This is a genomic window from Vibrio sp. 10N.286.51.E5 (assembly GCF_041469125.1).
GTDB classification, from domain to species: domain Bacteria; phylum Pseudomonadota; class Gammaproteobacteria; order Enterobacterales; family Vibrionaceae; genus Vibrio; species Vibrio crassostreae_C.
Genome location: NZ_JBFRJZ010000136.1, coordinates 1 through 1282, shown reverse-complemented (window position 1 = coordinate 1282; position 1282 = coordinate 1). Strand labels below are relative to the sequence as shown.

Annotated in this window: 1 protein-coding gene; it reads right to left on the bottom strand. The window is 42.9% G+C overall.

Going from position 1 to position 1282, the window contains the following annotated elements:
• Positions 1-129 precede the first annotated feature (129 nt).
• Positions 130-990, bottom strand: a complete 861-nt coding sequence (locus tag AB4161_RS23090) for a hypothetical protein (RefSeq protein WP_372084474.1) — start codon at positions 988-990, stop codon at positions 130-132.
• Positions 991-1282: the final 292 nt, after the last annotated feature.

Below are 1282 nucleotides of genomic sequence, written 5' to 3'. Positions count from 1 at the left end.
AAAGTATGCTCCCGCCCTGTCATGCAGGCTGCTGCGGGTTAATAGAATCGCTTCAATCCAATAACACAAAAGGCTGAACGATGATCGTTCAGCCTTTTTCGTTTCTAAAACTGTATTTCAAATAACGGCTTAATCGAACAAAGACGCCAGCTTATTTTCAACAACTGGGCTGATATTAAAGCTCAACATAAAATCTGGACGCGTTTCTTCGTCTTTCTCAAGGTAATAGTTCGCTTCAATGCCAAACTTCCAAGGACGTCCGTTCAACACAGTAGTCTTGCTTACGCTTATATTCAACGGAATTTCCGCCTGATCCTTATTCCAGTCATACGAGAATGTCGGCGCAGAGCCTACCGTCCAACCTCCGCCTAATATCTCCACCCAAAAGACTTGTGTCGATGTCTTGTTGATTCGAGTATCAGAATGGTCGGCTCCGTTTCCAGAAACACCATACAAGTGGTTTGGGAACATACCAACAACTCGCTCACTACTCGCCTTCCCGAACATAAATTCAGGCCCGACAGCAAATTGATCAGCCGTTAGGTCATTACTGCCCGTTGGCAAAGAAGCAAACAGACCGAAAGCGACAATAGTCCCACCCTCCATTTTAGGCGCATAAGCTAAATCAAATGAGATGTCCGTAACGCCAGACTGGTCCATATGCTGCGATCTTGTTGGTGAATCCATATGGAAATCGTTCTGTACATAAGAGATAGCCGGGCGGAAGATCACTTTGTCACCATTATCCATGGGGAATGGCAATGTCGGCTGTAATACAGTCGCGAAAGCATCCCCTCCACCATCGTAACCACCTGAATACTGCAGCTTTAAATTAAGGCTAGCGTAAGCTGTATTTGGGTTTGCAAGTTCCTTTGCTGCCTGTTCTGCTGCTTGATCGCTTTCAGATTTCGAAATGTCAACATCAGCGCTAGCAAAATTCGGCGTTAATAATAGTCCAGTTATTATCACTGCAAGTGGTTTACAAGCCATGAGCCCTCTCTTCAATAATAAAACAATAAGGTGTAACTGCTTATTGAGTATTTTAGAGATTACTGCGCAGTAAAATGGCCATTAAGTGACAGAGAGATAAGTTAACCCTAGTTCATAGACAGGATCTTAAGAGCTAACTTGTTTATTTAGATAGAAAAAAGGCTTCATTTATGATCAGAGAATCGTCGCCAAACAAACTACCTACATCAATAGTGAAGCCGATGACGATTATCTCCTTACAGAAGCAATTTAAGCAATTCTTTAATGCTGACAGGCGTTGTTAATGATATGG

Bases quoted from the DNA above. Each gene is read 5' to 3' on its own strand.
- AB4161_RS23090 (WP_372084474.1), bottom strand. From the start codon at position 990: ATGGCTTGTAAACCACTTGCAGTGATAATAACTGGACTATTATTAACG.